This window comes from Streptomyces sp. MBT65 (assembly GCF_016612545.1).
Taxonomy (GTDB): domain Bacteria; phylum Actinomycetota; class Actinomycetes; order Streptomycetales; family Streptomycetaceae; genus Streptomyces.
In genome coordinates, this window is record NZ_JAENRY010000120.1 from 1 (window position 1) to 22,428 (window position 22,428).

The window sequence follows — 22,428 nt, forward strand, 5'->3', positions numbered from 1 at the left end:
GTTGGGCGTTGGGGGTCGGCCGGGTGCCGGGGGTTGTGCGGGGGAGAGGCGGCCCCGCGTGGGCGGCTGATCCGAGGGCAGCATCCCCAGCGCGTCCGGCCGGTCCGGTGGTGGTCAGTCCGCCGGCGCCGGTGCCACGGCCCCGCTCTCCCCGGCGGCAGCCATCCGTGCGGTCAGTGTCACTCCGAGCGCGACCGTCAGCGCCGACACCAGGCCCGCCGCGAGCACCGCCGAGTCCCCCAGGAAGGTGCAGCAGATCACGAGCAACGCGGCCACCGGGAGCACCAGTTGCTGGGTGATGCCCACCTTGTAGTGGCGGGCGTGCAGCACCCAGACGCTGAGCAGGTACAGCGCCGTCGGCAGGGTCACCGCGGCGGACGCCGCCAGCGTGGAGATGTGCGCCTTGCCGACCGCCTGTGTGACCGCCACCTCCAGGCCCGCGCCGATCGTGGCCGCCGAGGCGAAGATCAGATAGTGGCCGTACCCCCACAGGAACGCCTGCCGGTTGGACCGAAGATGCCCGTGGATCGGCACCACGAAGTAGATCCACCACGCGGCGAACACGATCAGCAACCCGCCCGCAGCGATGGGCAACAGCTCGCCCAGCGCGTCGTGTTCGTCCACCCCCGACTGCACGGCGACCGTCGCCGCCGCGATCGTCTCGCCCAGCACGATGATCGTGAACAGCCCGTACCGTTCCGAGATGTGGTGCGGATGCCACGGCGTAGGGAAGTCCTTCTCCGCGTAGCGCGGGACGGACAGCTCGGCGATCACCATCACGAGGAACACCCAGCCCCGGGCCGGTTCCGGCAGGGCCACGAGGCCGGTCCAGCCGACCATGCAGAGCAGCACGCCGCCCGCGTACCGCAATGCCATCGTCCGCTCCGGCCCGGTCGCGGCCCGTGCCGCCCGCAGCCACTGCGTGGCCATCGCCAGTCGCATGATCACGTAGCCGAGCCAGACGACCAGGTAGTCGTGGTGCTGAAAGGCTCGCGCGACCCCGGCGGCGAGGACCAGGACTCCGGCGATCTGCACCAGGGTGACGACCCGGTACAGCACGTCGTCGTTGTCGTAGGCCGAGGCGAACCAGGAGAAGTTCATCCAGGCCCACCAGATCGAGAAGAACTGCATCGCGTAGTTCAGTACGCCCTCGCCCGCATGCCCCTCCGCGACGGCGTGCGCCAACTGGACGCCCGCCTGCGCGATCGCCACGACGAAGCACAGGTCGAAGAACAGCTCCAGCGGCGAGGCGACCCGGTGCGGCTCGTCCCGGGCTCGGGCGGTGAGCGGGAGCAGGAGGCGGAGCGGTTGCTGGGGCCGCCGGGGTCTTTGAATCTCGGACGTCATGAGGCCAAGCACAGCAGATAACGTCCGCCGGGGGCCGTACCCTGGAGGCATGAGTACCGCCCCCGCCTCCGAGCCGCGCGACCCGAAGCCCACGCTGGTCTTCGACGACCCGCTGAGCCGGCCGTCCTCGGACGACACGGACCGCGGGTGGGGCGAGCGGACCGAGGGCGACAGCGCGGCCGACCTGAAGCGCTTCCTCGACGAGAAGCCGCCCCACCACATCTGAGCCGTCGACCGGGCCCGAGTCGGTGGCCACGACAGAGCCGCCGGTCCCGTTAGAGCCCTCGGCCACGCCCGAGCCGGGCCCTGGATCAGAGCCCTCGCTTACGGCTCCCGGTGCCCCTCGCCGCGCTGTGCGACGAGCGCGTCGCGGATCTCCTTGAGCACCTCCAGCTCGGTGATCTCGATGACTTCGTGCGTGCCTTCCTTGGCCTTGCGCTGGGCCTCCGCCCGGGCCAGGTACTTCGACATCGGCAGCACCATCAGGAAGTACACGACCGCCGCGGTGATCACGAAGCTGAGGGCGGCCCCCAGGACGGAGCCCCACATCAGCTGGATGCCCTTGTCGCCCGAGCAGGTGCTGCTCAGGCACGAGCTGTAGGTGTCCAGGTTCTGTGTCCCGATCGCCCCGACAAGCGGGTTGATGATCCCCTTCACCACCGAGTTGACGATGTTCGTGAAGGCGGCGCCGATGACGACCGCGACTGCCAGATCGACGACGTTCCCGCGTGTCAGGAAGGCCTTGAAGCCCTGCCAGACGCTCGGGTCCTTCTTCTGCTCGCTCAACTCGGAGCCTCTTCTCGCACACGCAGGGGGTGGAACCAACAGCTCCGCAACCTACGTCAATGCCCGGCCGCCGTGTCCAATTCAGTAGCTCGAACGAGGGACTTGACACGAATTCGCACAGGTGCCGGAGAGCGCGACTCACGGCCCGGAGAACACGGTTCAACACATTGTCACCGCCAACCGTGCCGTGGCGCTCGCGCCGGCCAGCCGCGCCGCCGTGGAGCGCGGCACCGACAGCACCACCAACGCCCCACCGCCATCGGCCACTTCGAGCGGCTCGGGCACCTCCGTCACCCGCGCCCCGCGTGCGACCACCCGGGCCGCGCCGCCCGGCGCCGACTCCTCGGCGGCGATCACATCGACCCGGTCGCCGACCCGCAGCAGCCGGACCGTACCGGCGTCGGCGATCCGCACCGGCGCCGACACCCACTCGACCGCCCGGCGCTGCCGTACCGGATCGGCCACCGGGTGCCCGCGAGGCCGCTCGCTGTGCCGGGCCTCCGTCGCATCGCGGGGGCCGGCCGCCAGGAGCGCGGCGGCGGTCACCGCGAGCCCGGCCGCCACGGCCCGCCTCCGGTGCCGTAGCAACCGATGCAGTTGATGGCGACCGCCGCGCACCCGCACCGGCGCGAAGTGCGGCACCTCGCACGTGGGCGGAGCATCGGTGCCCAACGGGCGTGGAAAGGAAGGGGGGATGAGCGGAGAGCCGGGAGGGGAGTTGAGAGGGGACATGGACATGCGGGCCACCACCTGCGACGAGGGATCGGTTTGCGGTCCCACGATGAGGCCTTGCGCCGCCGCCCGCCGGAGCCCGTGTGCTACTCGCCGGTTGTGGACAACTCCCTCACCCGAACGGGAAGTTCCGCACCTCCGTCGGCTCTCCGAACCTCAGCCGCCTCGCCGAATCCCCGGCCGTGACCGCTACGGCAGCTCGAACCCCGGATCCATCCCGCCCAGCGCGTTCACGCACAGGCAGTCACGTGCTCCGCTCTCCGGCAGCGCGGCCACCGCGTCGAACAGCACGCCCCGCAGCCGGTCCACGTTGGCCGCGAACACCTGCAGCACCTCGTCGTGGGAGACGCCCTCGCCGGTCTCGGCGCCCGCGTCGAGGTCGGTGACCAGGGTCAACGAGGAGTAGCAGAGCTCCAGTTCACGGGCGAGCACCGCTTCGGGGTGACCGGTCATGCCGACCACCGACCAGCCCTGCGCGCGGTGCCACAAGGACTCGGCGCGGGTCGAGAACCGCGGGCCCTCGATCACCACGAGCGTGCCGCCGTCCACCGCCTCCCAGTCCTGGCCTCGCGCCGCCTTCAGAGCGGCTGCCCGGCCGGTCGGGCAGTAGGGGTCGGCCAGGGACACGTGCACCACGTTCGGCACCGCGCCGTCGGGCAGCGGGAGTCCGTCGAAGTACGTGCCCGTCCGGGACTTCGTACGGTCCACGAGTTGATCCGGCACCAGCAGCGTGCCCGGCCCGTACTCGGGGCGCAGACCGCCCACCGCGCACGGACCGAGGACCTGAGTGACCCCGACGGAGCGCAACGCCCAGAGGTTCGCCCGGTAGTTGATGCGGTGCGGCGGCAGATGGTGGCCGCGTCCGTGCCGGGGCAGGAAGGCGACCCGCCGGCCGGCGATCTCGCCGAGGAACAGGGAGTCGCTGGGTGGTCCGTAGGGGGTGTCCACCTGGATCTCGGTCACGTCGTCGAGGAACGAATAGAACCCGGATCCACCGATCACGCCGATCTCTGCGTTCACCATGAGCAGCACCCTAGCCGCCGCCGAAAAGCCGCAGGAGCGGCTACGGAAACAGCTATGGAATCAGCTACGGGAACCGGCTCGGGAAACACCGAGGACCCTGTCGTCGTACGACGACAGGGTCCCGCGGAAAGGTCCTACGCGGCGGAGCTGTTGTTGGACGAGGAGCCCGAACTCGACGACTTCGACTTCGAGTCCGAGGAGGACGACGAGGTCGAGGTGGTGGACGGCTTCGCGTCCGAGGACGTCGACGGCTTCGCGGTGGCCGGCGAGCTGCTCGACGAGGAGCCGCGGCTGTCGTTCCGGTAGAAGCCGGAGCCCTTGAAGACAATGCCGACCGCGGAGAACACCTTCTTCAGGCGGCCACCGCAATTGGGGCACTCGGTCAGCGCGTCGTCGGTGAACTTCTGGACCGCTTCAAGGCCCTCGCCGCACTCGGTGCACTGGTACTGGTAGGTCGGCACTGTGTCTTCCTCCTGGCACTCTCACTCAATGAGTGCTAACGAGCGTCCATAGTGACGTATTCCCGGGGATCAGTCCACTGCCACCGGCACGCGGTGACCGACGCCACGTGCCACGGTGCGGCTGCGGGGCCGGGTCGCGAGGTGCGACCGGAGGGCCACCAGGGTCCCCAGGGCGAGCACCGTACCGGCCATCGGGACCAGGAAACCGGCGCCGCCCCACAGGCGGTCCTCCAGTTGTCCGGCGACCGTGACGGCTGCGGCCTGGCCGAGCGCGACCGCGCCGGTCAGCCAGGTGAAGGCCTCGGTGCGGGCACCGGCCGGGACGAGCCCCTCGACCAGCGTGTAGCCGGTGATCAGGGCGGGCGCGATGCACATGCCGACCAGAAGACCGAGGGCGGCCAGCAGCAGCACCGAGTGGGCGGTCCACAGGGCGGACGCGGTCAGCGCGAGGGCTCCGTAGCCGACGAGGAGGCGGCGCTGCGGGGCCACCTTCCAGGCGACGGCACCGCAGACGAGACCGGAGAGCATGTTGCCCGCGGCGAACGTGCCGTACAGGACGCCGTTCAGGCCTGGTTCGCCGATCGAGTCGGTGAAGGCGGCCAGGGAGACCTGCATGCCGCCGAAGACGGAACCGATGCCCAGGAAGGTCACGATGAGCACGCGCACCCCGGGGATGCCCAGCGCGGAAACATGCTCCACGCGTGCGTGCCCGCCGGCGGTCACCGTGGGCTGGGTGCTCTTCTGGGCGGCGAACAGCAGACCGCCGATCAGGGTGAGCGACGCCTCCGTGATCAGGCCGGCGGCCGGGTTCACGGCGGTGCACAGCGCGGTCGCCAGCAGGGGGCCGAAGACGAAGGTCAGCTCGTCCGTGACGGACTCGAAGGCGGCGGCGGTGCTCAGCAGCGGGGAGTCCTGGAGCTTCACGCCCCAGCGGGCGCGCACCATGGGCCCGATCTGCGGCACCGAGGCGCCGGTCGGCACGGCCGCGACGAACAGCGCCCACAGGGGCGCGTGGCCGAGCGCGAGCGCCGTGAACGTCAGGCCCGACAGGGAGTGCAGCGGGACGCCAGGGAGCAGGACGGCCCGTTGCCCGTGGCGGTCGGCCAGGCGTCCGCTGTAGGGCGCGAACAGGGCCATGGAGACGCCCGTGACGGCCGCGGCGGCGCCCGCAGCGCCGTAGGAGCCGGTGGTGTGCTGGACCAGCAGCACGATGGAGATGGTGAGCATCGCGAACGGCTGGCGTGCCGCGAAGCCGGGGAGCAGGAACGTCCAGGCGCCGCGCGTGCGCAGCAACTGCCCGTATCCGGGACGCGATCCCGGGCGGGAGGTGACCGTGGATGCCACGGCCCGTGCCTTTCTGCCACCTGGTAGCGCGCCCTGTGCGGGGGGCGCCGAGCACTGTCCTCTTGCGCGGAACTGCGGTAGATACCGGTGCCCACTGCGGAGGAGGGATTCGGCCGCCATACGGTCGCGCCAGCACTGCGTCAGGCAGAGTTGGTTCGATCAGAATGTGCCTTCATCGTACAGGTGATGAGACCCGGTGGGCCTGTGAAAACGGGCACCACGCGCGCGTTCACCTGCGATTGGTGAACGTGTGAACCGTGCGAAACATGCCCTTAACGGCTGGCGTCGGTGGTATCCGTGCCCAGCCACCCCGCCAGCTTGCCGCCGTGGCCCACCGCGCGCAGCCGCTGCTCCGCCGCGTCCCGGACGGGGTCGGTGGCGACCACGAGGAGTTCGTCGCCGCGCCGCAGGACCGTCGAGGGCAGGGGGACAAACGATTTTCCGTCCCGTACGACCAGGGTGACCGCGGCTCCGGCCGGCAGCCTCAGTTCGTTGACCTCGACGCCGTGCATCTTCGACTCCTCGGGGATCGCGACCGACAGCAGATGCCCGCGCAGCCGCTCCAGGGGAGCCGATTCGATGCCGAGGTCGGCGGCCTCCGGGCCCTCGCCGAGCCGCAGCTTGCGGGCCAGCCAGGGCAGCGTCGGCCCCTGGACGAGGGTGTAGACGACGACCAGGACGAAGACGATGTTGAAGATGCGACGGCTGCCGTCCACGCCGTTCACCATGGGGATCGTCGCCAGGATGATGGGCACGGCGCCGCGCAGCCCGGCCCAGGACATGAGGGTCTGCTCCTGCCAGGGCACCCGGAACGGCGTGAGGCTGACGATCACGCTGAGCGGCCGGGCCACCATCGTCAGCACCAGGCCGATCAGAAGCGCGGGCCAGACGTCGTCCCCCAGTTCGTGCGGGGTGACCAGCAGGCCGAGCAGGACGAACATGCCGATCTGGGCGATCCAGCCGAGCCCGTCGGCGAAGCCGCGCGTCGCGGGCCAGTGGGGCAGCTTGGCGTTGCCGAGCATCATCGCGGCGAGATAGACCGCGAGGAAGCCGCTGCCGTGCGCCAGGGCGCCCGCGGCGTACGCGGTGACCGCGATCGCCAGCACGGCGATGGGGTAGAGACCGGAGGCCGGCAGCGCCACGTGCCGCAGCCCCCAGGAGCCGAGCCAGCCCACCGCGAGGCCGATGGCCGCGCCGATGGCCAGCTCCAGGGCTATCTCGCCCACCAGCGCGTACCAGTGCTCAACCGGGCCCGCCGTGGAGAAGGCGACGACCAGGATGACCACCGGGGCGTCGTTGAAGCCCGACTCGGCCTCCAGGGTGCCCGTCACGCGCGCGGGGAGGGGGATTCTGCGCAGCACGGAGAAGACCGCCGCCGCGTCCGTCGAGGACACCACCGCCCCGATGATGAACGCCTGCCGCCACTCCAGGCCGACCAGGTAGTGCGCGCCCGCGGCCGTGATGCCGACGCTCACCGCCACCCCTGCCAGCGCCAGTGTGGCGGCGGACGAGAGGACCGGCCTGACCTCTTTCCACTTCGTGCCGAGGCCGCCCTCGGCCAGGATCACGACCAGGGCCGCGTACCCGATGACCTGGGTCAGCTCGGCGTTGTCGAAGTGGATGTCGCCGACGCCGTCCTGGCCCATGGCGATGCCGATCCCCAGGTAGACGAGCAGGCTGGGGAGCCCGCTGCGCGAGGAGATCCGGACCGCCGCGACGGCGACGAGCAGGACGAGCGAGCAGACGAGCAGAAGCTGGTCGAGGTGGTGGACAGTCAGAAGCCTTCCCTTCCTCGGCTGACGCGCGTCCAGGGCGACAGCACATGTACAGGGGACGCGAGGCTGCGGCGCCATGCATCCAAGTACTTCGTTACCTTACCTAACTCTTGACGCTTTCTTGACACTTCCCGAGGCAAGATCGAACGCCCGTCCGCGTCAGTACCCGACTCCGCGTCAAGTCGCTCGGGACCCTGCGCCTATGGTTGCTCCAGCGCTCAGTCAAAAGCACAGCCCGCCCTGCCGCTCGCGTTAGGACAGCAAGGACAGCGATGCCCCCCAACACCACCGCCTCATCGGGTCATAAGCCCGGCAAGTCCGGCAGGAAAAAGGGGCGCAAAGCCCGTCTATTGGTGCTCGTTCTGGTAATGGCCATCATCGGGGGCGTCGCCTACGGCGCGTACTGGTCCGTCAGCACGGTCCGTGCCTCCCTTCCGCAGACCAAGGGCTCGATCACGCTCGAAGGCCTGTCGGGACCCGTCGACGTCAAGCGTGACAGCTACGGCATCCCGCAGATCTACGCGTCCTCCGACGCGGACCTGTTCATGGCGCAGGGCTACGTCCAGGCGCAGGACCGGTTCTACGAGATGGACGTGCGCCGGCACATGACCGCCGGGCGGCTGTCCGAGATGTTCGGCAAGGACCAGGTCAAGAACGACGAGTTCCTGCGCACCCTGGGCTGGGACCGGGTCGCGCAGAAGGAGTACGACACCACGTTGTCGGCCTCCACGAAGAAGTACCTCCAGGCGTACGCCAAGGGAGTCAACGCCTACCTCAAGGGCAAGGACGGCAAGGACATCTCCCTGGAGTACGCGGCCCTCGGCTTCAAGTACGACTACACGCCGGAGAAGTGGACCCCGGTCGACTCGGTCGCGTGGCTCAAGGCGATGGCCTGGGACCTGCGCGGCAACATGAAGGACGAGATCGACCGCGCCCTGATGACCAGCCGCCTCGGCCCCCAGCAGATCGCGGACCTGTACCCGGACTATCCGTACAGCCGCAACCAGCCGATCGTCACCGAGGGCGAGTACGACGAGTACACCAAGACCTTCGACGGCGGTGACGGCTCCTCCGGCACGTCCACGAGCGGCACGACGGGCTCCTCGTCGTCCTCGTCCGGCTCGGCCCTCACAAGCCAGCTCTCGGGCCTCTCGGACGTCCTGGACGACCTCCCGACGGCCGTCGGCGTGAACGGCCAGGGCATCGGCTCCAACTCCTGGGTCGTCGCCGGCAAGAACACCATCACCGGCAAGCCCCTCCTGGCCAACGACCCGCACCTGGAGGCCTCGCTGCCGTCCGTCTGGTACCAGATGGGCCTGCACTGCCGCGCGGTCTCCAGCAAGTGCCAGTACGACGTCACCGGCTACACCTTCGCGGGCATGCCCGGCGTCGTCATCGGCCACAACCAGGACATCGCCTGGGGCATGACCAACTCCGGGGTCGACGTCACCGACCTCTACCTGGAGAAGCTCTCCGGCGACGGCTACCTGTACGACGGCACCACGAAGCCCTTCACGACCCGTACGGAGACCATCAAGGTCGCCGGCGGCTCCTCCAAGAAGATCGTCGTCCGGGAGACCAACAACGGCCCGCTGCTGTCGGACCGCAACGACGAACTCGTGAAGGTCGGCAAGAAGGCCACCGTCGACACCGCTGCACCCGACAGAGGCGACGGCTACGGCATCGCCCTGCGCTGGACCGCCGAGGACCCGGGCACCACCATGGATGCCGTCTTCGCCATCGACAAGGCGTCCGACTGGAGCGAGTTCCGCGCGGGTGCCGCGAAGTTCGACGTGCCCTCGCAGAACCTCGTCTACGCCGACACCAAGAACAACATCGGCTACACGCTGCCCGGCAAGATCCCCACGCGCGGGAAGGGCGACGGCTCGCTGCCGGTGCCCGGCTGGGACTCCAAGTACGACTGGACCGGCTACATCCCGCAGGCCGCCCTGCCGTACGAGTACAACCCGAAGCGCGGCTACATCGTCACCGCCAACCAGGCCGTGATCGACAAGGACAAGTACCCGTACACCCTCACCACGGACTGGGGCTACGGCACCCGTAGCCAGCGCATCACCGATCTGATCCAGTCGAAGATCGACGGCGGCGGCAAGATCTCCACCGACGACATGCGGCAGATGCAGCTCGACGACAGCAGCGAGATCGCCAAGCTGCTCGTGCCCAAGCTGCTGAAGATCGACGAGCCCGACGCCGACGTGCGCGAGGCGCAGAAACTCCTGGAGGGCTGGGACTACACCCAGGACGCCGACTCGGCGGCCGCCGCCTACTTCAACTCGGTCTGGCGCAACATCCTCAAGCTCGCCTTCGGCAACAAGCTGCCCAAGGAGCTGCGGGTCGAGGGCCAGTGCCTGTTCGTCACCCCGGTCGACACGACCGGTCCCGTCGACGAGGACACCCAGAAGGTGCGCGAGTGCGGCGAGCGCGACGCCGACGATGCGCAACCGGACGGCGGCGACCGCTGGTTCGAGGTCGTCCGCAAGCTCATGGACGACCCCACCAACGACTGGTGGAAGACCCCCAAGTCGGGCAACCGCCCCGGTGCGAGCAACATGAACGAGCTCTTCAAGCGCGCCATGATCGACGCCCGCTGGGAGCTGACCGCCAAGCTCGGCAAGGACATCGACACCTGGAGCTGGGGTCGGCTGCACCGCCTGTTCCTGAAGAACCAGACCCTGGGCACCGACGGCCCCGGCATCGTCCAGTACATCCTCAACCGCGGCCCCTGGAAGCTCAGCGGCGGCGAGGCCACGGTCAACGCGACCGGCTGGAACGCGGCCGGCGGCTACGAAGTCGTCTGGGTGCCGTCGATGCGCATGGTGGTCAACCTCGACGACTTCGACAAGTCCAAGTGGATCAACCTCACCGGAGCCTCCGGACACGCCTACAGCGCGCACTACACCGACCAGACCAGCAAGTGGGTCAACGGTGAACTGCTGCCCTGGTCGTTCTCCTCCAAGGCCGTCGACGGCAGCACGAGCGACACCCTGGTGCTCAAACCGTGAATCGTTGAACGACTGCACACATGAACAACCGCACAACTGAAATGGCCCTCCACGCACGCGTGGAGGGCCATTTCAGGTCCCCGGCAACCGCCGCACACCCGACGGCGTCACCACCGCCCGCACCGGCCGGTCGTGCGCCTCCGCCGGGACGTGCGCGACGACTTCGGAGTCGTACAGCAGCACCACCAGCGCGGGATGCGCGCCCGCCCGCTCCAGCCGCGCCAGCACGCGGTCGTACGACCCGCCGCCGCGCCCCAGCCGCATTCCGCGCCCGTCGACCGCCAGGCCGGGCAGCAGGACGACGTCGGCGGCGGTCACGGCGTCCGGGCCGAGCCGCTCCCCGGAGGGCTCGAACAGGGCCATCTTTCCGCCGTGTTGGATCCGCGCGAGCGAGCCCTCGCCGTCGTAGGAGCCCCAGTCGAGGTCGTTGTCCGGGAGCAGCGCCGGGAGCAGGACGTCGACGCCCCGCGCGCGGAGTGCGTCCAGGAGGACGAGCGTTCCGGGTTCGCTGCCTACGGAGACGTAGGCCGCCACTGTGCGCGCGTGCGCCAGTTCGGGCAGGTCCAGGGCGCGATCGGCGAGCGCGGCGGCGGCCTTCCGCACGTCATCGGCCGTCAACCTGTTCCTCACCGTGAGGAACTCTTGCCGCAACATTCGCTTGTCAGGCTCGACTTCACGACCCAGGTGACCCACAGGTCTCACCCGTACCCTTCCTAATAGGCTCATATAAGAGCGTTTTAACCGCGGCCACAGATTCTGCACAAAGGCACCGGATAAGGTTCGGGCATGACTCAGTCGCACCCCAGGATCAGCAAGGCTGTCATCCCCGCAGCCGGTCTCGGCACCAGGTTCCTGCCGGCCACGAAGGCAACTCCCAAGGAGATGCTGCCGGTCGTGGACAAGCCCGCGATCCAGTACGTGGTCGAAGAGGCCGTGTCGGCTGGGCTCGACGACGTCCTCATGATCACAGGACGCAACAAGCGCCCCCTGGAGGACCACTTCGACCGCAACTACGAGCTCGAATCCGCCCTCCAGAAGAAGGGTGACGCGAGCCGCCTGGCCAAGGTCCAGGAGTCCAGCGACCTCGCGACCATGCACTACGTCCGCCAGGGCGACCCCAAGGGCCTCGGCCACGCCGTCCTGTGCGCGGCCCCGCACGTCGGCCACGAGCCGTTCGCCGTCCTCCTCGGGGATGACCTGATCGACCCCCGGGACCCCCTCCTCGCGCGCATGGTCCAGGTCCAGGAGCACCACGGCGGCAGCGTCGTCGCGCTCATGGAGGTCGCACCCGAGCAGATCCACCTCTACGGCTCCGCGGCCGTCGAGGCCACCGCGGACGACGACGTCGTCAAGGTGACCGGCCTGGTCGAGAAGCCGGACGCGGCCGACGCCCCCTCGAACTACGCGATCATCGGCCGCTACGTCCTCGACCCCCACATCTTCGACATACTGCGCAAGACCGAGCCCGGCCGCGGCGGCGAGATCCAACTCACCGACGCCCTCCAGCAGTTGGCCACCGACGAGAAGATCGGCGGCCCCGTGCACGGCGTCGTCTTCAAGGGCCGGCGCTATGACACCGGAGACCGGGGCGACTATCTGCGTGCCATTGTCAGACTCGCGTGCGAACGTGAAGACCTGGGCCCGGACTTCCGCGCCTGGCTTCGCAGTTACGTAGCCGAGGAGATGTAGCAACGTTGAGCAGCGCCGCGACCCGCACCACAGGACCCGACCACCTCTGGACGGTGGACGAGCACCTGGAGGACATCCTCGCGACCGTCCGCCCCCTGGAACCCATCGAGCTGCAACTGCTCGACGCCCAGGGCTGCGTCCTGGTCGAGGACATCACGGTGCCGGTGTCGCTCCCGCCCTTCGACAACAGCTCGATGGACGGGTACGCGGTGCGGGTCACGGACATCGCGGGCGCGAGCGAGGAGTTCCCGGCCGTCCTGACGGTCGTCGGCGACGTCGCGGCGGGCCGGGCCGAGCCGCTCCACGTCGGCCCGGGGGAGGCCGCCCGCATCATGACCGGCGCCCCGCTCCCGCCCGGCGCCGAGGCCGTCGTCCCCGTGGAGTGGACCGACGGAGGCCTCCGCGACGGCCCGGTCACCGGCATGCGGGCCCGCAGCCAGGCCCCCGAGGCGGCCGGCGGCCAGGTGCAGGTGTACCGCTCGGCCGAGGCACGCGCGCACGTACGCGCGACGGGCAGCGACGTGAAGGCGGGCGACCGCGCCCTCGACGCCGGCACCGTCCTCGGCCCCCCGCAGATCGCCCTGCTCGCCGCGATCGGCCGCGGCACGGTCCGCGTGCGCCCGCGCCCGCGCGTGGTCGTCATGTCCACCGGCAGCGAACTGGTGCAGCCCGACGAGCAGTTGGCCGACGGCCAGATCTACGACTCGAACAGCTTCGCCCTCACCGCCGCCGCCCGTGACGCCGGAGCCATCGCCTACCGGGTGGGCGCCGTCGCCGACGACGCCGAGACCCTCCGCGACACCATCGAGGACCAGCTGGTCCGCGCCGACCTCCTGGTGACCACAGGCGGTGTGAGCGTCGGGGCGTACGACGTCGTCAAGGAAGCGCTGTCCTCCGTAGGGGACGAGGACGAGGCGGGCGCCGGGATCGACTTCCGCAAGCTCGCCATGCAGCCCGGCAAACCCCAGGGCTTCGGCTCCATCGGCCCCGACCACATCCCGCTGCTGGCCCTGCCCGGCAACCCGGTGTCGTCGTACGTCTCCTTCGAGTTGTTCGTCCGCCCCGCGATCCGCACCCTGATGGGCCTCGACGACGTCCACCGCCCGACGACCCGGGCCACCCTCACCGCCGACAAGGCGCTGACCTCTCCCAAGGGCCGCCGACAGTTCCTCCGTGGGAGGTACGCCGACGGGGAGGTGACCCCCGTAGGGGGCGCCGGATCGCACCTGGTCGCGGCCCTCGCGCTCGCCGACGCGCTGATCGTTGTCCCCGAGGACGTCGAGTCCGTCGAACCCGGCACCGAGGTCCAGGTGGTCCTGCTCCGCTGACCACCCGCGGTTGGCGGTACCGTGTCGCGCACAACACGCCCGGACCGGGAGCGCCACACAGCATGACTGAGCCTTTCCGGGGGGACACCCCCGGACCCCTTGCGCAAGACCGCCTCACCCACATCGACGACGCGGGCGCCGCCCGGATGGTCGACGTGTCCGGCAAGGACGTGACCGCGCGCACCGCCACCGCCAGCGGACGCGTCCTCGTCTCACCCCGCGTGGTCGAACTGCTGCGCGGTGAAGGGGTCCCCAAGGGCGACGCCCTGGCCACCGCGCGCATCGCGGGGATCATGGGCGCCAAACGCACCCCCGACCTGATCCCGCTCTGCCACCCGTTGTCGGTGTCGGGTGTGAAACTGGATCTGTCGGTCGCGGACGACGCCGTACGGATCCGGGCCACCGTGAAGACGACGGACCGCACGGGCGTCGAGATGGAGGCCCTCACCGCGGTCTCCGTCGCGGCACTCACCGTGATCGACATGGTCAAGGCGGTCGACAAGGGAGCGGTCATCACGGACGTGCGCGTGGAGGAGAAGACGGGCGGCAAGTCGGGGGACTGGAGCCGCACATGAGCCCCGACGATTCGGCCGACGGCGTGCCGACCTCGCCGTACAGCGCCCTGGTGGTCACCGCCTCGAACCGGGCCGCCGCCGGGGTCTACGAGGACAGGGGCGGCCCCTTGGTCGCCGACGGCCTCAAGGGCTTCGGCTTCGCCGTCGAGGGCCCGCAGGTGGTTCCCGACGGCGCCCCCGTGGAGGCCGCGCTGCGAGCCGCCGTGGCGGCCGGTTACGACGCCGTCGTCACCACCGGCGGCACCGGCGTCTCGCCCACCGACCGCACCCCCGAGGCGACCCGTGCGGTGATCGACTACGAAGTGCCGGGCATCGCCGAGGCCATCCGGGCGTTCGGCCGGGAGAAGGTGCCGACCGCGGCGCTCTCCCGTGGCCTGGCCGGAGTCGCCGGGCGCACACTGATCGTCAACCTGCCGGGTTCCACCGGCGGGGTGAAGGACGGCCTAGCCGTCTTGGAGCCCCTGCTGGCGCACGCCGTGGACCAGATCCGAGGCGGCGATCACCCCAGACCCGCCGACACCAGTGGGGGTGCGAGCTGAACAGCCCATCCTGGCCCGCCGTGCTGGTGGACGGCGACATCGTCCTGAGGCCGATAAAACTGCGCGACCAGCGAGCTTGGCGCGAGGTCAACCGGCGCAACCGGGACTGGCTGCGCCCCTGGGAGGCGACGATTCCGCCGCCCACCCCCAGCGGGCCGATCGCGCACCGGCCGACGTACCGGCAGATGGTCCGGCACTTGCGTTCCGAGGCGAACTCGGGCCGGATGCTGCCGTTCGTCATCGAGTACCAGGGGCGTCTGGTCGGGCAGTTGACGGTCGCCGGCATCACCTGGGGCTCGATGTGTTCGGGTCACATCGGCTACTGGGTGGACGAGTCGGTGGCCGGGCGCGGAGTGATGCCGACGTCCGTGGCGCTCGTCGTCGACCACTGTTTCCGTGCCGTGGGACTGCACCGCATCGAGGTCTGCATTCGCCCGGAGAACGGACCCAGTCGCCGGGTCGTCGAGAAACTCGGATTCCGTGAGGAGGGGCTCAGGCCCCGTTATCTCCACATCGACGGCGCCTGGCGCGACCATCTCGTCTTCGCGCTCACGGCGGAAGAGGTGCCCGAGGGGCTGCTGGCCCGCTGGCAGCGGGCACGCTCGCGGAGCACCCCGCACGACAATCCCGCGTAGCGGGGAGTCGGTTGGTCCTGGACGGGCCGGTAGGAAGGCCGGATCCCGGGAAGCGCGGATCCCCGGAAGCGGATCCCTGGAAATGGAATAAGTGTTCGAAAGTGATCGACGGATGACCACCTTGGGGCAATGAATTCGCCAACTCGGCGGCCTGTTGATCGCATCGGTCACAAAAAAAGCTCGAAATATCAGCCAGATCGTGCGACACACCGGCTCAATTGGCAGATGGCCTCACGCAAACCCCTCTACCGTGTGAGGCGTGAGCAGCAGCGGCCTCATCTACGCAGTCATTGTCGGGGCCTGGGCCGCCTACTTGGTGCCGATGTGGCTCCGTAGGCAGGACGAGCTGAACGAGGCCCGTCCGACGGAACGCTTCAGCACCGCCATCCGGCTGCTGTCCGGACGGGCGGGAATGGAGCGCCGGTACGCCAAGGACCTGCGGGCGCGCTCCGCCGAGGAGGGGGAGCCCGGCGCCGTCGTGCCGGACGTCGTCACCGACTCGGTGGACGTCCGGGCCTTCGCCATGCCCCCGGCCCGTTCCCAGGTGCACGCGCCCGTCCGTCAGCAGAGCCAGGAGCGGCCGGAAACGGCGCGAGAACCCGAGCGTGGGGCGGGGCGCGAATCGGACCGTACGGCGGAGCGTGCGGCGGGGCGTGAATCGGCGCGCGAAGCCGAGCGTGAGCCGGTTCGCGAACCGGCGCGTGACCAGACCCGCGACCAGACGGCCAAACCGGCACCCCAGCACGTCCCCGCCCAGGCACCCAAGTCCGCCTCCAGGCCCGCGCGCAAGCGTGTCCCGGTCGCGCGGCGCACCCCCGCCGAGGAGGCCGCGGCAGCGCGCGCCCGGCGCGTGAAGGTGCTCGCGCGCCGTCGACGTACCACCGTGATGCTCTTCCTCGCCTTCACGCTCGGCGCGATCGTCGCGGCGGTCGGCGGGCTCGCCCTGCTCTGGGCGCCCGGCGTGCCGGCGGTACTGCTCAGCGGGTACATCGCCTATCTGCGCTCCCAGGAACGCCGCCGCTTCGCCTACCAGATGGACCGACGTCAGGCCGAGGTCGCCGCGCAGCGACTGCGGGAGCGTCAGCCGCGCAGGCGCGCGTCCGTGGACGCCGGGATCGACGACGCCGAGGAGGGCCCGGAACCGGAGACGGACCCCGGGCTGTCCGCGCTCGCCGCCGACCGCCGCGCCCTCGTCGAGCAGACCGACCACGCCGAGTGGGTCGACCAGCAGCGCGAGCGGCAGCGTCGGCCGGGCCAGGGCGACAGTTGGGACCCGGTACCGGTGCCGCTGCCGACGTACGTCACCGCGCCGGTCGCGCCGCGTGCCACGTCCGACGTGGACCTCGGGGCGCCGGACGCGTGGAGTTCGGCGCGCTCGAGTTCCGTGGCGCCCGAGCAGGAAGCGCACTCCGGCGCACGGGACGATCACGGTGCCGGGGACGCCAGGGACGAGGACGCGGAGGACCTCTCCGAGGACTCGGCGGAGGACAGGACGACGGGCGACGGCCGCACCGACGCCCGTCGCGCCGCCTCCGCCCGCCGCGCCCGCGAGCGGGGCCGCACCCCCCTGTTCGACCAGTACGAGGACGGCGAACGGCCCCGCGCGGCCAACGAGTGACCAGGCAAGGAACGGATTTCCAAGCACCCTGAGGGGGATGCTAGAGTTTCACTCGTTGCAAGGGCCTGTGGCGCAGTCTGGTAGCGCACCTCGTTCGCATCGAGGGGGTCTGGGGTTCAAATCCCCACAGGTCCACCGCAGCTCAGAGCCCCAACCGGGTTTCCGGTTGGGGCTCTTTGGTGTTCCCGGGAGCCACGACGACTACCGGAGTTGTGGCTCCCGCGGCAGCCGCAGTCGCTCACAACTCCTTCGCGAAGCACCTGCTGTCGTCGTGGAAGCGGTAGTAGCCGAACTTCACGCAGGGCTCGTAGCCGCTGGACGTGTACAGGGCGATGGCCTCCGGCTGCTTGGTGCCGGTTTCCAGGACCATGCGGGTGCGGCCGGCGGCGCGGGCGTTCTCCTCCAGGGCGGCCAGCATGCGGCGGGCGAGGCCGAGGCCGCGGGCGGGCGTGACGACGTACATGCGCTTGAGCTCGGCGTCGCCGTCCTCGTTGCCCTCGCCGTTGGCGTTCTGGGAGCGCCAGCCGCCGGTGGCCACGGGGTCGTCGTGCTCGTCGTACGCGATCAGGTACACCCCGGACGGGGGCTCGAAGTCCGACGGGTCCAGGGTCGTGGCGTCGCCGCCGTCGCCGTAGCGCTCGTGGTACTCCGCCTGGACCTGGTCGTTCAGCTTCACGGCGTCGGGGTGGTCGAAGGGGACGGGGAGTATATTCATGCCAAGTATCGTACTTCTATGCGTAGGGGCTGGACGGAGGGGGATCTGGACTCCGTCCAGTGTGCCGGTATTGTGCCCGGGTGCTCACTGTGACCTCAGCAAATGTCAACGGACTGCGGGCCGCCGCGAAGAAGGGCTTCGTGGAGTGGCTCGCGGGGACCTCCGCCGATGTGCTCTGCCTCCAGGAGGTGCGGGCCGAGCCGGAGCAGTTGCCGGAGCACGTCCGCACCCCCGAGGGCTGGCACGTCGTGCACGCGCCGGCCGCCGCCAAGGGCCGCGCCGGCGTCTCCCTCTACACCCGCCGAGAGCCCGACCGCGTCCGGATCGGCTTCGGGTCGGCCGAGTTCGACGGCAGCGGCCGCTACGTCGAGGCCGACCTCCCCGGCGTCACCGTCGCGAGCCTCTACCTGCCCTCCGGCGAGGTCGGCACCGAGCGGCAGGACGAGAAGGTCCGCTTCATGGGTGAGTTCCTCGCCCACCTGAAGGGGCTGCGCGAGCGGGCCGCCGCCGACGGCCGCGAGGTCGTCGTCTGCGGCGACTGGAACATCGCCCACCAGCCCGCCGACCTCAAGAACTGGCGCGCCAACCAGAAGAGTTCGGGCTTCCTGCCCGAGGAGCGGGAGTGGCTGGGCCGGGTCCTCGACGCGGAGGACGGGGCGTACGTCGACGTCGTACGGGCCCTGCACCCGGACGTGGACGGGCCGTACTCGTGGTGGTCGTACCGGGGGCGGGCCTTCGACAACGACAGCGGCTGGCGCATCGACTATCACGTCGCGACGCCCGGCCTCGCCGCGAAGGCGGTCAAGGGGTATGTCGAGCGCGCGGCCACGCATGACGAGCGCTGGTCGGACCATGCGCCCGTGACGGTCGTCTACGGCCTCTGAGGGCCGGTGACCGTCACTGACCGGCTCGGCCGTGCTGTATCCGCCGGTCCATCGCCAGCGACAGCTCCGCCTCCACCACGCTCTTCGCCAGCGGCCGCAGTCGTTGCAGGTCCTCGGTCGTACGGCCGCCCTGGGTCAGCACCAGCTCGGTGAAGAGGTCCGCGAGGGACTCCGTGTGGGCGCGGACGCGGCGGCCCACGCTGAGCACGTCGGCCAGCGGGATGCCCTCGCGGACCAGCGCGGCCGTGACGTCCAGCAGGCGGCGGCTGATGTGGACGATCTCGCCGCCGTCGGTGCCGAGGTAGCCGAGTTCGAGTGAGGCGGCGAAGTTCTCCGGGGTGGCCTGGTCGCCGAAGTAGTCGGCGAGGGCCTCCGGGGTGAGCCGGACCGGGGTCTCCTCGGTGGGGGCGCCGAGGCCCAGCAGCTCGCCGACGTTACGGCCGTGGTCGAAGGCCTCGGCGAGTTCCGCGATGCCGTTGAGGGTGTGGCCGCGCTCCAGCAGCGCCGAGATCGTGCGCAGCCGGGCCAGGTGCGTCTCGTCGTACCAGGCGATACGGCCCTCCCGGCGCGGCGGGTGGATGAGTTTGCGCTCGCGGTAGAAGCGCAGGGTGCGCACCGTGATGCCGGCCTCCCCGGCCAGTTCCTCCATGCGGTACTCGCGCTTCTGTTCTGCCTTCTCCGCCACGCCCGCACCCTATGTCGTACCCCCGGTAACTTTCCTCGTACCGCCCCCTACCCATGAGTACGGACCTGCTCTACGCTCCGATTGCGCCAGTGTTCACTGGCGCGGTTGTGTGGCCGTATGGGAGGGCACGGGATGACCGAACACGAACGCGAGCATGTGCGGGTGGCGGTGATCGGGTCCGGGTTCGGTGGGCTGGGGGCTGCGGTGCGGTTGCGGCGCGAGGGTGTCACCGACTTCGTCGTCCTGGAGCGCGCCGACAGCGTGGGCGGGACCTGGCGGGACAACAGCTATCCGGGGTGCGCCTGCGACGTACCGTCGCACCTGTACTCGTTCTCCTTCGCGCCGAACCCCGACTGGCCGCGCACCTTCTCCGGGCAGGAGCACATCCGCGCCTATCTGGAGAACGTCGCGGACGTCTTCCGGCTCCGGTCCCACCTCCGCTTCAACTCCGAAGTGAAGATGATGACGTGGGACGCGGAGCGGCTGCGCTGGGACATCGAGACGAGCGGCGGTTCGTACTCCGCGGACCTCGTCGTCTCCGCCACCGGACCGCTGTCCGACCCCAAGGTCCCGGACATCCCGGGGCTGGACTCCTTCCCCGGCAAGGTCTTCCACTCCGCCCGCTGGGACCACGACTACGACCTGCGCGGCAAGCGCGTCGCCATGGTCGGCACCGGCGCCTCCGCGATCCAGATCGTGCCGGCGATCCAGCCCGAGGTGGAGCGCCTCACCCTCTTGCAGCGCACCCCGCCCTGGGTGATGCCCCGCGTCGACCGCCCCATCGGCGGCGCCGAACGCGCCCTGCACCGCGCGCTGCCCTTCACCACCCAGGCCCGCCGCGGACTCCTGTGGGGGCTGCGGGAGTTGCAGGTCCAGGCGTTCACCAAGCGGCCCGACGAGCTGGGAATGATCGAGCGGTTGGCCAGGCGCAACATGGCCCGCTCCATCAAGGACCCGGCCCTGCGCGCGAAACTCACCCCCGACTACCGCATCGGCTGCAAGCGCATCCTGCTCTCCAGCACCTACTACCCGGCCCTCGCCCGCCCCAATGTCGACGTCGTGGCCAGCGGGTTGAGCGAGATCCGCGGCTCCACCGTCGTGGCCGCCGACGGCAGTACGGCCGAGGTCGACGCGATCGTCTTCGGTACGGGCTTCCACGTCACGGACATGCCGATCGCCGAACGGGTCGTCGGCGTGGACGGACGGTCGCTGGCCGAGGCGTGGCAGGGCGGGATGCAGGCCCTGCGCGGCGCCTCCGCGGCCGGGTTCCCCAACTGGATGACCATCATCGGGCCCAACACCGGCCTCGGGAACTCCTCGATGATCCTGATGATCGAGTCCCAGCTGAACTATCTCGCCGACTACGTACGGCAGTTGGACGTCCTGGGCGGACAGGTCGCCCTCGACGCCCGGCCCGCCGCGGTGGACGCCTGGAACCGGCGCGTGCAGCAGCGGATGGAGCGGACCGTGTGGAACACCGGTGGCTGCACCAGCTGGTACCTCGACGCGAGCGGTCGTAACACCACCATCTGGCCGGGTACGACGACCGAGTTCCGCAAGGCCACACGGCGCGTGGACCTCATGGAGTACGAGGTGGTACGGGCGCAGGCCGACAAGAAGGCCGAGAACGGCGAGACGAAGGCCGTTGACGACGACAAGCGGGACGAGGTCGCCGTATGAGCCGCCTCCTGCACGTCTCGTCCGGGCCGTACGCCCCGCCCGTCCCCGCCCGGGAGGTGACCGTCACCTCGGCCGACGGCTCCCGGCTGTACGTCGAGGTGCACGGTCGCGAGGGCGCGCCCGTCGTCGTCCTCGCGCACGGGTGGACCTGTTCCACGGCCTTCTGGGCCGCGCAGACAAGGGACTTGGCGGTCGACCACCGGGTCGTCGTCTACGACCAGCGCGGACACGGGCGCAGTCCGGCGGCCGTCACGCACAGTACCGACGCGCTCGCCGACGACCTGGAAGCCGTACTGGAGGAGACCCTCGCGCCCGGGGAGAAGGCCGTGATCGTGGGGCACTCCATGGGCGGGATGACCGTGCTGGCGGCGGCCGGGCGGGCGCGGTTCCGGGAGCACGCGGTGGCCGTTCTGCTGTGCAGTACGGGGAGTTCGCGGCTGGTCGAGGAGTCGCTCGTGGTGCCGTTGCGGGCCGGGCGGGTGCGGACCTGGCTGACCCGGAAGATACTGGGGACGCGGGCACCGCTCGGGCCGGTCACTCCTGCCGCGCGGCGGATCCTCAAGTACGGGACGATGGGACCCGGTTCGGCGCCGCACATGGTCGAGGCGTGCGCGCGGATCGTGCACGCGTGCCCGAGCGCGGTGCGGCACGCGTGGTCGCGGGTCCTCGACTCGCTCGAACTCGACAACGGCGTACGGGAGTTGGCGGTACCCACCGCCGTCCTCGTCGGTACGGCGGACCGGATGACGCCGCCGGTGCACGCGCGGGCGCTGGTCGCCGCGCTGCCGAACTGCGTCGGGATCACCGAGTTGCCCGGGCTCGGCCACATGACGCCCGTTGAGGCGCCGGAGCTGGTCAGCGCGAGAATTCGTGAACTGGCCGCCACCTACGCACACATCAAGGAGGGCGCATGAGCGGCAAGGTGAGCCTGGAGGGTCAGGTCGCGGTCGTGACCGGGGCCGCGCGGGGTGTCGGCGAGCTGCTCGCCCGCAAACTCTCCGCGCGCGGGGCGAAGTTGGCGCTGGTCGGGCTGGAGCCGGACGAACTCAAGCGGGTCTCCGAACGGCTGCACACCGACAGCGACCACTGGTACGCCGACGTCACCGACCACGAGGCGATGGCGCGGGTGGCGGCTGAGGTCAAGGAGCGGTTCGGGAAGGTCGACATCGTCGTCGCCAACGCGGGTGTCGCCAGCGGCGGGCCCTTTCTCGACTCCGATCCGGTCGCCTGGCGGCGGGTGATCGAGGTGAACCTGATCGGGTCCGCCGTGACCGCGCGGGCGTTTCTGCCGGTGCTGATGGAGAGCCGGGGGTATCTGCTGCAGATCGCCTCGCTGGCCGCGATCACGCCCGCGCCGATGATGAGCGCGTACTGCGCGTCCAAGTCCGGTGTCGAGGCGTACGCGCACAGCCTGCGCGCGGAGGTCGGCTACAAGGGGGTGCGGGTCGGGGTCGGGTATCTGTCGTGGACCGACACGGACATGGTGCGCGGGGCCGATCAGGACGACGTCATGCGGGAGTTGAGGCAGCGGTTGCCGTGGCCGGCCCCAGCGGATACGTCTTGTTGGCCGGCCACGGCAACCGCTGCCT

Annotated in this window: 22 protein-coding genes and 1 tRNA gene; 13 read left to right on the top strand and 10 right to left on the bottom strand. The window is 70.3% G+C overall.

What is annotated here, in order from left to right:
• Positions 1–114: 114 nt before the first annotated feature.
• Positions 115–1,347, bottom strand: a complete 1,233-nt coding sequence (locus JHN63_RS26100; RefSeq protein WP_200684922.1) for a low temperature requirement protein A — start codon at positions 1,345–1,347, stop codon at positions 115–117.
• 49 nt (positions 1,348–1,396) lie between these two features.
• Between JHN63_RS26100 and JHN63_RS26105 the strand changes: the two genes are divergently transcribed.
• Positions 1,397–1,573 carry a hypothetical protein gene (locus JHN63_RS26105; RefSeq protein WP_200684924.1) on the top strand — a complete coding sequence of 59 codons (177 nt, stop codon included), beginning with the start codon at positions 1,397–1,399 and terminating at the stop codon, positions 1,571–1,573.
• A 98-nt stretch (positions 1,574–1,671) separates the two neighbouring features.
• Here the strand turns inward: JHN63_RS26105 and mscL are convergent, their stop codons facing one another.
• From mscL to JHN63_RS26135, 6 genes are all read right to left on the bottom strand, one after another.
• On the bottom strand, positions 1,672–2,133 hold the full coding sequence (mscL, locus tag JHN63_RS26110) for a large conductance mechanosensitive channel protein MscL (protein ID WP_200684926.1): 462 nt from the start codon (positions 2,131–2,133) through the stop codon (positions 1,672–1,674).
• 159 nt (positions 2,134–2,292) lie between these two features.
• Complete coding sequence (locus JHN63_RS26115) at positions 2,293–2,871, bottom strand: hypothetical protein (RefSeq protein WP_200684927.1); 579 nt, start codon at positions 2,869–2,871, stop codon at positions 2,293–2,295.
• A gap of 183 nt (positions 2,872–3,054) precedes the next feature.
• Entirely contained in the window at positions 3,055–3,888 is an 834-nt protein-coding gene (locus tag JHN63_RS26120) for an S-methyl-5'-thioadenosine phosphorylase (protein WP_200684935.1), read from the bottom strand.
• Positions 3,889–4,022: 134 nt separating this feature from the next.
• Positions 4,023–4,349 (bottom strand): FmdB family zinc ribbon protein, encoded by a 327-nt coding sequence (locus JHN63_RS26125; protein WP_200684937.1) that lies wholly within the window; start codon positions 4,347–4,349, stop codon positions 4,023–4,025.
• A gap of 69 nt (positions 4,350–4,418) precedes the next feature.
• On the bottom strand, positions 4,419–5,693 hold the full coding sequence (locus JHN63_RS26130) for an MFS transporter (RefSeq protein ID WP_200684939.1): 1,275 nt from the start codon (positions 5,691–5,693) through the stop codon (positions 4,419–4,421).
• Between the two features lie 272 nt (positions 5,694–5,965).
• Entirely contained in the window at positions 5,966–7,546 is a 1,581-nt protein-coding gene (locus tag JHN63_RS26135) for a potassium/proton antiporter (RefSeq protein ID WP_200684941.1), read from the bottom strand.
• A gap of 194 nt (positions 7,547–7,740) precedes the next feature.
• Between JHN63_RS26135 and JHN63_RS26140 the strand changes: the two genes are divergently transcribed.
• Positions 7,741–10,491, top strand: coding sequence for a penicillin acylase family protein (locus JHN63_RS26140; RefSeq protein WP_200684943.1), 2,751 nt, complete (start codon positions 7,741–7,743; stop codon positions 10,489–10,491).
• 72 nt (positions 10,492–10,563) lie between these two features.
• Here the strand turns inward: JHN63_RS26140 and JHN63_RS26145 are convergent, their stop codons facing one another.
• Positions 10,564–11,145: a 5-formyltetrahydrofolate cyclo-ligase gene (locus JHN63_RS26145; RefSeq protein WP_200684945.1), complete on the bottom strand. Its 582-nt coding sequence runs from the start codon at positions 11,143–11,145 to the stop codon at positions 10,564–10,566.
• A 132-nt stretch (positions 11,146–11,277) separates the two neighbouring features.
• On the opposite strand from JHN63_RS26145, the gene galU reads away from it, so the two are divergent.
• From galU to JHN63_RS26180, 7 genes are all read left to right on the top strand, one after another.
• On the top strand, positions 11,278–12,180 hold the full coding sequence (gene galU, locus JHN63_RS26150) for a UTP--glucose-1-phosphate uridylyltransferase GalU (RefSeq protein WP_200684947.1): 903 nt from the start codon (positions 11,278–11,280) through the stop codon (positions 12,178–12,180).
• 5 nt (positions 12,181–12,185) lie between these two features.
• Entirely contained in the window at positions 12,186–13,508 is a 1,323-nt protein-coding gene (gene glp / locus JHN63_RS26155; RefSeq protein ID WP_200684949.1) for a gephyrin-like molybdotransferase Glp, read from the top strand.
• Positions 13,509–13,570: 62 nt separating this feature from the next.
• Complete coding sequence (gene moaC, locus JHN63_RS26160; protein ID WP_200684951.1) at positions 13,571–14,083, top strand: cyclic pyranopterin monophosphate synthase MoaC; 513 nt, start codon at positions 13,571–13,573, stop codon at positions 14,081–14,083.
• Positions 14,080–14,622: a molybdenum cofactor biosynthesis protein B gene (locus JHN63_RS26165; RefSeq protein WP_200684953.1), complete on the top strand. Its 543-nt coding sequence runs from the start codon at positions 14,080–14,082 to the stop codon at positions 14,620–14,622. Before moaC ends, JHN63_RS26165 begins: the two co-directional genes overlap by 4 nt.
• Before the next feature lie 20 nt (positions 14,623–14,642).
• A complete protein-coding gene (locus tag JHN63_RS26170) occupies positions 14,643–15,257 on the top strand; it encodes a GNAT family N-acetyltransferase (RefSeq protein WP_033285662.1) in 615 nt (204 codons plus the stop codon).
• Between the two features lie 259 nt (positions 15,258–15,516).
• The gene (gene glpR, locus JHN63_RS26175) at positions 15,517–16,875 is read left to right on the top strand and encodes a gephyrin-like molybdotransferase receptor GlpR (RefSeq protein WP_200684955.1); all 1,359 of its coding nucleotides are present in this window, start codon (positions 15,517–15,519) and stop codon (positions 16,873–16,875) included.
• A 61-nt stretch (positions 16,876–16,936) separates the two neighbouring features.
• Positions 16,937–17,010: transfer RNA gene (locus tag JHN63_RS26180), tRNA-Ala, on the top strand.
• A gap of 103 nt (positions 17,011–17,113) precedes the next feature.
• On the opposite strand, the gene JHN63_RS26185 is transcribed toward JHN63_RS26180, so the two are convergent.
• Positions 17,114–17,590: a GNAT family N-acetyltransferase gene (locus tag JHN63_RS26185; RefSeq protein ID WP_200684957.1), complete on the bottom strand. Its 477-nt coding sequence runs from the start codon at positions 17,588–17,590 to the stop codon at positions 17,114–17,116.
• A gap of 80 nt (positions 17,591–17,670) precedes the next feature.
• Between JHN63_RS26185 and JHN63_RS26190 the strand changes: the two genes are divergently transcribed.
• On the top strand, positions 17,671–18,474 hold the full coding sequence (locus JHN63_RS26190) for an exodeoxyribonuclease III (RefSeq protein WP_200684959.1): 804 nt from the start codon (positions 17,671–17,673) through the stop codon (positions 18,472–18,474).
• A gap of 13 nt (positions 18,475–18,487) precedes the next feature.
• Here JHN63_RS26190 and JHN63_RS26195 read toward each other — a convergent pair whose 3' ends face one another.
• The gene (locus tag JHN63_RS26195) at positions 18,488–19,123 is read right to left on the bottom strand and encodes a MerR family transcriptional regulator (RefSeq protein ID WP_234477714.1); all 636 of its coding nucleotides are present in this window, start codon (positions 19,121–19,123) and stop codon (positions 18,488–18,490) included.
• A gap of 168 nt (positions 19,124–19,291) precedes the next feature.
• On the opposite strand from JHN63_RS26195, the gene JHN63_RS26200 reads away from it, so the two are divergent.
• The 3 genes from JHN63_RS26200 to JHN63_RS26210 all read left to right on the top strand — a co-directional run.
• Positions 19,292–20,839, top strand: a complete 1,548-nt coding sequence (locus JHN63_RS26200) for an NAD(P)/FAD-dependent oxidoreductase (RefSeq protein WP_200684963.1) — start codon at positions 19,292–19,294, stop codon at positions 20,837–20,839.
• A complete protein-coding gene (locus JHN63_RS26205; protein WP_200684965.1) occupies positions 20,836–21,753 on the top strand; it encodes an alpha/beta fold hydrolase in 918 nt (305 codons plus the stop codon). The genes JHN63_RS26200 and JHN63_RS26205 overlap by 4 nt, the downstream gene beginning before the upstream one ends.
• Positions 21,750–22,428: SDR family oxidoreductase (locus JHN63_RS26210; RefSeq protein WP_200684967.1), on the top strand; the 679-nt coding region annotated here is incomplete at its 3' end. The genes JHN63_RS26205 and JHN63_RS26210, both read left to right, overlap by 4 nt.